We start from the raw sequence: 7,566 nt of genomic DNA on the forward strand, positions 1-7,566 counted from the left end.
CTTTCCGGAAAAACCTGCCGCCCGGCGAATTTTGCATTCGCCGGGCGGTTTCGTATATGGTCCGTCGCCAGAAAATATCGAGCAAAATCAGTAAATTAGAAATTTCGCCGTGATGGCGCCAAGTGGCCCGCCGCTTGCGAGGGGTTCCGTGGGCAAAACGCCCGACCGGCAAAACGCCGGGGCAATCCTCCCAAAATGGCGAGAACCACCATGCTGAACTCGATCAACACCAATGCCGGCGCCATGATCGCGCTGCAAAACCTGAACGCCACCAACTCGGAGCTTCAAAACACCCAACAACGCATCAACACCGGCAAAAGGATCTCCAGCGCCAAGGACAACGGTGCGATCTGGTCGATGGCCAAGATGCAAAGCGCGACGTCGCAATCGCTGAACGCCGTGAAGGACTCGCTCCAGCGCGGACAATCGACGATCGATGTGGGCCTTGCCGCTGGCGACACCATCACCGACCTGCTCGGCAAGATGAAGGAAAAGGCCCTGGCCGCTTCCGACACCTCGCTGAACACCGCTTCGTTCAACGCCTTGAAGTCGGATTTCAATAGCCTTCGCGACCAGATCACCAAGGCTGTCACCAACGCCAAGTTCAACGGCGTCAGCCTCGTCGACGGCACCACCACCAAGCTGCAGTTCCTCAGCAACTCGGACGGTGTCGCTTACACGGTGGCCGCCAAGACTCTGTCGCTCCTGGGTATCGGCCTGTCGGCCGCTGCGTCGTTCACGACCGCCGCGACCGCCAAGACGATGATCGACTCGGTTACCAAGTCGATGACCACGGCGACGAACAAGCTGGCGAACCTGGGCACGAGCTCGACCGGCCTGGACATGCACCTGACCTTCACGGGTAAGCTGCAGGACAGCCTGGACTCGGGCGTGGGCAACCTGGTCGATGCGGACCTGGCCAAGGAAAGCGCTAAGCTGCAATCGCTGCAGACGAAGCAACAACTGGGCGTTCAAGCCCTGTCGATCGCGAACCAGACGCCTCAGTCGATCCTTTCGCTGTTCAAGTGATCGGCGACTAGGCTTCAAGAAGCGATCAAAGCCGGACGGTCTACGGACCGTCCGGCATTTCTTTTTTTAGGGACCGTGGTTCGTCGAATTGTCCGAGCTCGCCTGAATTTGCCCGGCAGATTTTACCTATGCCGCGCCGCTCTCGGCAGTTATTGCCGGGCAAATATATGGTAAATCAAAGTATAACTTAGATATTTCAAGGTGTTGGCAATTTCTGCCTAGTGGGCAGTTTTGGCCCGATCTTTGCTGCCTAGTAGCTCGAGCAAAAAGCTCCCGGCAGTCAAAATGACGTCGGCACCCTTGAATAGGAAATGTTGCGATGCCGCTGAATAGCATCAACACGAACGCTGGCGCGATGATTGCGCTGCAAAACCTGAACGCCACGAATAGCGAGCTGGGTGTTACGCAACAGCGTATCAACACCGGCAAGAAGGTCGGCAACGCCAAGGACAACGGCGCGATCTGGGCTATGGCGAAAAACCAATCGACCACCGCCAATTCGCTGAACGCCGTGAAGGACTCCCTTCAACGCGGCCAGTCGACCATCGACGTGGCCCTGGCCGCCGGCGACACCGTCACCGACCTGCTGGGCAAGATGAAGGAAAAGGCCCTGGCCGCTTCCGACACCTCGTTGAACACCGCTTCGTTCAACGCCCTGAAGTCGGACTTCAACAGCCTGCGCGACCAGATCACCAAGGCCGTCACCAACGCCAAGTTCAACGGCGTCTCGATCGCCGATGGTTCGACCACCAAGCTGGCCTTCCTGGCCAACTCGGACGGTTCGCAGTTCACGGTCGCCGCCAAGACGATCTCGCTGCTCGGCATCGGCCTGTCGGCCGCGGCCTCGTTCACGACGGCCACCGGCGCCAAGACGATGATCGACACCGTCAGCAAGGCCCTGGGCACCGCCACGAACAAGCTGGCTTCGCTGGGCACCAGCTCGACGGGCCTCGACACTCACCTGACCTTCGTCGGCAAGCTGCAAGACAGCCTGGACGCCGGCGTGGGCAACCTGGTCGACGCCGACCTGGCCAAGGAAAGCGCCAAGCTGCAGTCGCTGCAAACCAAGCAGCAACTGGGCATCCAGGCGCTCTCCATCGCCAACCAGTCGTCTTCGTCGATCCTGAGCCTGTTCCGATAGGAACGAAGAAGGAGGCGGGTCTTCGGACCCGCCTCCGCCTTTCGCTCGCGCCAGCCGGCGCGAGGGGAGGGATCACTAGAGGCGCCGCCGTAACCCGGCCGCGATAGGAGTTATGGAAAACAAAGTCGCGTTGACGCCCATCGTTTCCGAGCCGTCCACGCCCCCCGCGAACACCGCTTCGACCGTCCCGGGCTATCCCGCGGGCGGCGTTTTCACGTCCGCGCCCAAGGAAGCCGCGCCTGTCGAGCAGGCCGTGGTCGCCGATGGTCCCCAGCCTGGAGACCTGCGCCTGGTGATCGAGCAGGACAGCAAGACCGGCACCTACGTCTACAAGACGGTGGACCGCCGGACCGGCGACATCCTGCAGCAGTTTCCGCGTGAGGACGTCCTGCGGTTCAAGCAGGCGGAGCACTACGACCCGGGTGAGGTCTTCGACGGCCTGACCTAGGGCGAGCGGCTCGGGTTGAGCCGCTTCTAGAGCCGTGCTCGCCGCGACCCGACGTCGCAGGCGGAACATGGTTTACGCGCGTTAACCATATTCTTACTCCCTCAGCCCCAATTTCACGGCCGACCTGCTCGGCCGCCGAATCGCGTTCCGAGCCCCACTGGCAAGAATCGCCGTTCGGAGACCGTGATGACGCTGAGCGTGAACACCAATCAGCCCGCGCTGATCGCCCTGCAAAATCTGAACAAGACCAACGACGAGATGGGGGGAGTCCAGTCCCGCATCAACACCGGTCTGGCGATCTCCAGCGCCAAGGACAACGCGGCCGTCTGGTCGATCGCCCAGGATCAGCGCGCCGACCGTTCGGCCCTGAACGCGGTGAAGATGAGCCTGGACCGCGCGACCTCGATCACCGACGTGGCCCTGGCCGCGGGTGAATCGGTCTCGGACCTGCTGACCCAGATGCGTGAAAAGGTGGTCGCGGCCAAGGACACCTCGCTGTCGACCTCGTCGCGCACCGCGCTGAACGCCGACTTCCAGGGGCTGTTGAAGAACCTGACCCAGGTGATCAACAGCGCCACTTTCGACGGCGCCAACATCCTCAACGGCAGCGAACCGACCAACATCACCTTCCTGGCCGACGCCGACGCCGCGACGGTCATCACGCTGAACCTGCAGAATCTGTCGCTGGGCGGTACGATCAACAGCCTGACGCTGACCGACGTCCTCACCACCCAAACCCTGGCCGCCGGCGTGCTGACGCGCCTGGACGCCACGCTGACGCGCGTGAACCAGGCGGTCGGTTCGATCGGCTCGCAAGCCAAGCAGATCGACGCCCACAACACCTTCGTCTCCAAGCTGAACGACGTGCTCGAGACGGGCGTGGGCAACCTTGTCGACGCCGACATGGCCAAGGAAAGCGCGCGTCTCCAGGCCCTGCAGGTCAAGCAGCAGCTCGGCGCGCAGGCGCTTTCGATCGCCAATCAGGCGCCGCAGATCATCCTGTCGCTGTTCAACGGCGGCAGCTAGGCCTGACGCGATCGGCAGGGTAGACTTTCCCGCACGAGCGTTGGGAGAATCGAGCCGGCATGATCGAGCTTCGCGATTTGACGGACGGCGACGAGGCGGTCCTGTTCCAATGGCGGGGCGAGCCGGAAGTCGACCGCTGGATGTCCGACGCGGCCTTTCCGAGCCGCGAGGCCCATGCCGCCTGGTTCCAGGCCCTTCGTTCCGATCCGGACATGCGCGGCTGGATGATCGTCCGGTCGGGCGAGCCTTCCGGTCTGCTGACCCTGACGGGTCTGCTCAGCCATCATCGCCGGGCCGGCTGGAACTGGTTCCTCGGTTCGGCCGAGGCGCGGGGCAGGGGCGTGGGACGCGCCGCCCAGGTGCTGGGCCTCGACCGCGCCTTCGGCGAACTGGGCCTGCACAAGGTGTTCGCCGAGGTCATGGCCGACAACGACGCGGCGCTGAAGGCTCAGGCCGCTTCCGGATTCCGGCGCGAGGGCTATCTGCGCGGTCATGTCCTGAAGGACGGCCAGCCGCGCGACGTCGTTCTGCTGGGCATCCTGGCCGAGGAATGGCGCGAGCTGCGGGGCGAAGTCCGGCGCTCATTGACCGACGCCCACCTGATCGCCGCTTGATTCATACGTCTTAACGAAACGTCAGCGTTCATCGCCGACAATCGAATCAAGGGGCGTATTGCGTCCCGTTGGGACCCGCTGTGATCACTTTCGATTCCAGTCTGTTGCTCGGTTACTATCAGGCCAAGACCGCGGGTCAGGCCGCGAACTCGGCTGGGTCGAACGGCAGGCCCTCTTCCTCCAATTCCTCGTCCTCGCCCAGCAAGGCGGTGCCCAGCTCGCCGTGGACCAGCGGCGCGGCCGAGCCCAGTGATCTGGTCAAGGCGGCCCTGAACGGCCGCAAGTTCGTCGACGAGGGCGCGGCCGTCGCCGCCGCCCCGACGATCACCGGCGACTACAAGAAGCTGTTCGCCGCCTATCAGGCGCTCAACACCCTGTCGGCGCTGGCCAACCGCTCGGCTGAGAAGAACGTCACCGACAGCGAGATCAAGCGTCTGCAGGCCGCGTTCAGCAAGGGGTTGAACGAGGTCAACAGCTACGTCMAGAACCTCAGCACCGACGGCATGCGCCTGACCACYGGCGCGGTCATGACCAGCGACAAGTCCAGCGTCGGCGTGCCCAAGAACAACTACGGCTACGTCACCAACACCCTCTACAGCGGCCAGTTCGACGACGAGGTGCCCACCTTCCAGGGCAATGTCAGCTTCACGATGTCGGTCAAGAAGTTCGGCGTCTCCACCGACGTGACGATGGACCTGTCGGAGATGGGGACGACGCCGCGGACGATGTCCAACGTCGTGACCTTCTTCAACACCAAGCTGGCCGCCGCCGACTTCGACACCCAGTTCGCGGTCGAGCGCACCGCCGGCCAGGAGCGCACCACCACGGTCAACGGTCAGACCGTCAAGCTGCCGGCCACCGGCGACGATTTCGCCCTGCGCATCCGCGGCGATTCGACCGAGACCCTGACCTTCTCGGCCCCAGCGGCCAAGCCGGCGGTCTACATCACGACCGCCGCCGGCAATCCCGATCCGGACAAGAACACCACAACCGATGACGCGGTGATCGAGAACACCCTGACCAAGTACGGCCCCGGCACGGCCGGCACGCCGGGCACCAAGGTGTTCTCCGACACGCTGGAAGGCACGATCAGCACCGTCCACAAGACGATGACCGGGCCGGACGGCTCGCTCTACGTCCTGGCCGATGTCGATGGTACGACCAACACCCAGACGATCAAGGGCGACCAGGACGTCGCCCTGCTGAAGTACGACTCCTCCGGCAAGCTGCTCTACGCCCGCACCCTGGGCGCGGCCAACACGGCCAGCGGCTACAACATGGCCATCTCGGACGACGGCAAGGTGGCCATCGCCGGTTCGGTGGCCGGCGGGCTTTCCGGCTCGACCAACGGTCCGATCAATTCCGACTCCGCCGGCACGCTCACCGACAGCTTCGTCACGCTCTACGACGCGAAGGGCGACGAGACCTGGACGGTGCGGCGCGGCGGCATGCTGGAGGACGAGGCCACCGCCGTGGCCTTCGGCCAGGACGGCGTCGTCTATGTGGGCGGCCGCACCAAGTCGGACATCCCCGGCTCGGCGACCGGCGCGACGGAGGGCGGCTACGACAGCTACCTGACCGGTTTCGCCACCGACATCGCCGGTACGCCCAAGGCGCTGTTCACCACCCACTTCGGCAGCGAGAACAACGACACCGTCGCCGGTATCGTCGTCAACGGCACGCAGGTGGTGGTCGCCAGCAAGGAAGGCAGCGAGGCGATGCTTCGCAGCTTCGACGTCACGACCAGCATCGTGACCGAGGACCGCACCTTCCTGAACGACAAGGAAGTCTGGGTCACCGCCCCGGTCACCTACACCAAGGCCGCCACGTTCACCGAGGGCGCGACGCGCGACCTGGGCACGCTGAAGGGCGGCAACATCGCCGGCCTGACGATCGACAACGGCCAGCTCTATATCGGCGGCTCGACCACCAACGGCGCTCTGGACGTCGACAACCAGACCAAGGCCGCCTCCGGCGGTTCCGACGGCTTTGTGGCCCGGCTGTCGCTGAACCTGACCGACAAGAGCCAGGACACCCTGGCCTATTATGGCGGCACGGGCGACGACACGGTCACCGGCATGGCGGTCTCGAACGGCACCGCCTGGCTCGTCGGCTCGGCGGGCAAGGATCTGTCGGGGCTGCCGACGGTCGGCGACAAGGACGGCTACGTCGCCCAGATCGACGTCGCCACCGGCGCGGCGACCTGGGAGCAGCGGCTGACCGGCAAGGACGGCTACGCCACGCCCACCTCGATCGCCGTGGACGCCTCCGGCTCCAGCGCGCTGGACCTGTTCGGCATTCCGCGCGGCAAGATGGACTTCACCCAGTCCGATAAGATCGTTTCGGCGACCTCGGCGCGGGCAGGGGACACCTTCCAGGTCCGCACCCGGGCCCGCGGCGCCCTGACGACGATCAAGATCGCCGCCGACGATACGCTCGACACCCTGGCCGACAAGATCCGCAAGGCCACGGGCTTCGCCGCCAAGGTCGAGTTCGCCAGCAGCGGCAACAATCGCATGCTGCGGATCAGCCCATCCCAGACCACCTCGACCGTCGAGATCCTGCCCGGCAAGGGCGGCACCGACGTGTTGGAGGCCCTGGGTCTGAAGCCGGGCATCGTGCGCAACACCAAGACCGACCACGGCCAGGTGGTCTCGGCCGACGGCAAGGGGCCGATCTACGGCTTCTCGCTGGWCACCGGCCTGGACCTTACCGACAAGACCGGCCGCGACGCCGCCATGGCGGCCATGACCAAGGCCCTTTCGGCCGTGCGGACCGCCTATCGCGAGATGGCCGACACCGCCAACGGCGTGAAGCGGGCCGACGCGACCGCCTCCTCGAACAACAACGTCAACGGGCCGGTCCCGGCCTATCTGACCAGCCAGATCGCCAACTACCAGGCCGCGTTGAATCGCCTGACCGGCGGCGGCTAGGGGCGATCCCGCGCGGCCCCCCTGGGGCCGCCTTGGGCCTTCTGCGCGCCTGGACTTGAAAGCGTCATCAGCGCGTCGTAGCCAGGGATCATGGAACTTCTCAAAGATCGACGCGTGTTGCTGGGCGGCGGCGCCGTCCTGGCCCTGATCGCGGGCCTGGGCATCGCCTTGACCGTCATGCACGGCAATAAGTCGCCGACCGATGACCCGCCGGCCTCGCGTTCGGGCCTGGTCGTCGAGACCGGGCGGGCCGACGACAACAAGCTCGACGCCAACCGACCGCTGCGGTGCTTCGTCGGCGGTCAGTTCGTCGGCGAGACCACGTTGGCCGAGTGCGCCAAGAAGAACGGCGTCGCGACCGGCGCCCTCGACGTC

At 64.8% G+C, this 7,566-nt stretch carries 6 protein-coding genes and 1 pseudogene; all 7 read left to right on the forward strand.

The genetic code is table 11. From position 1 onward, the window contains the following. Nucleotides 1-210: 210 nt before the first annotated feature. The gene (locus AC1DZ6_RS02140; RefSeq protein WP_477095541.1) at nucleotides 211-1,029 is read left to right on the forward strand and encodes a flagellin; all 819 of its coding nucleotides are present in this window, start codon (nucleotides 211-213) and stop codon (nucleotides 1,027-1,029) included. A 319-nt stretch (nucleotides 1,030-1,348) separates the two neighbouring features. Continuing rightward, nucleotides 1,349-2,170: a flagellin gene (locus AC1DZ6_RS02145; RefSeq protein WP_477095542.1), complete on the forward strand. Its 822-nt coding sequence runs from the start codon at nucleotides 1,349-1,351 to the stop codon at nucleotides 2,168-2,170. Between the two features lie 112 nt (nucleotides 2,171-2,282). Further along, entirely contained in the window at nucleotides 2,283-2,618 is a 336-nt protein-coding gene (locus AC1DZ6_RS02150) for a hypothetical protein (RefSeq protein ID WP_477095543.1), read from the forward strand. 186 nt (nucleotides 2,619-2,804) lie between these two features. After that, on the forward strand, nucleotides 2,805-3,644 hold the full coding sequence (locus AC1DZ6_RS02155; RefSeq protein WP_477095544.1) for a flagellin: 840 nt from the start codon (nucleotides 2,805-2,807) through the stop codon (nucleotides 3,642-3,644). A 59-nt stretch (nucleotides 3,645-3,703) separates the two neighbouring features. Beyond that, entirely contained in the window at nucleotides 3,704-4,258 is a 555-nt protein-coding gene (gene pseH / locus AC1DZ6_RS02160; protein WP_477095545.1) for a UDP-4-amino-4,6-dideoxy-N-acetyl-beta-L-altrosamine N-acetyltransferase, read from the forward strand. Nucleotides 4,259-4,338: 80 nt separating this feature from the next. Continuing rightward, complete coding sequence (locus tag AC1DZ6_RS02165) at nucleotides 4,339-7,191, forward strand: hypothetical protein (protein ID WP_477095546.1); 2,853 nt, start codon at nucleotides 4,339-4,341, stop codon at nucleotides 7,189-7,191. Between the two features lie 90 nt (nucleotides 7,192-7,281). Then, a pseudogene (locus AC1DZ6_RS02170) lies at nucleotides 7,282-7,566 on the forward strand (hypothetical protein); the annotation flags it as partial.

This window comes from Caulobacter sp. P1_B12_2 (assembly GCF_056406675.1).

What these genes read in the sequence shown, in the direction of transcription:
- AC1DZ6_RS02140 (WP_477095541.1), top strand. Translation starts at nt 211, where the DNA reads ATGCTGAACTCGATCAACACCAATGCCGGCGCCATGATCGCGCTGCAA.
- AC1DZ6_RS02150 (WP_477095543.1), top strand. Translation starts at nt 2,283, where the DNA reads ATGGAAAACAAAGTCGCGTTGACGCCCATCGTTTCCGAGCCGTCCACG.
- pseH (WP_477095545.1), top strand. Translation starts at nt 3,704, where the DNA reads ATGATCGAGCTTCGCGATTTGACGGACGGCGACGAGGCGGTCCTGTTC.
- AC1DZ6_RS02155 (WP_477095544.1), top strand. Translation starts at nt 2,805, where the DNA reads ATGACGCTGAGCGTGAACACCAATCAGCCCGCGCTGATCGCCCTGCAA.
- AC1DZ6_RS02145 (WP_477095542.1), top strand. Translation starts at nt 1,349, where the DNA reads ATGCCGCTGAATAGCATCAACACGAACGCTGGCGCGATGATTGCGCTG.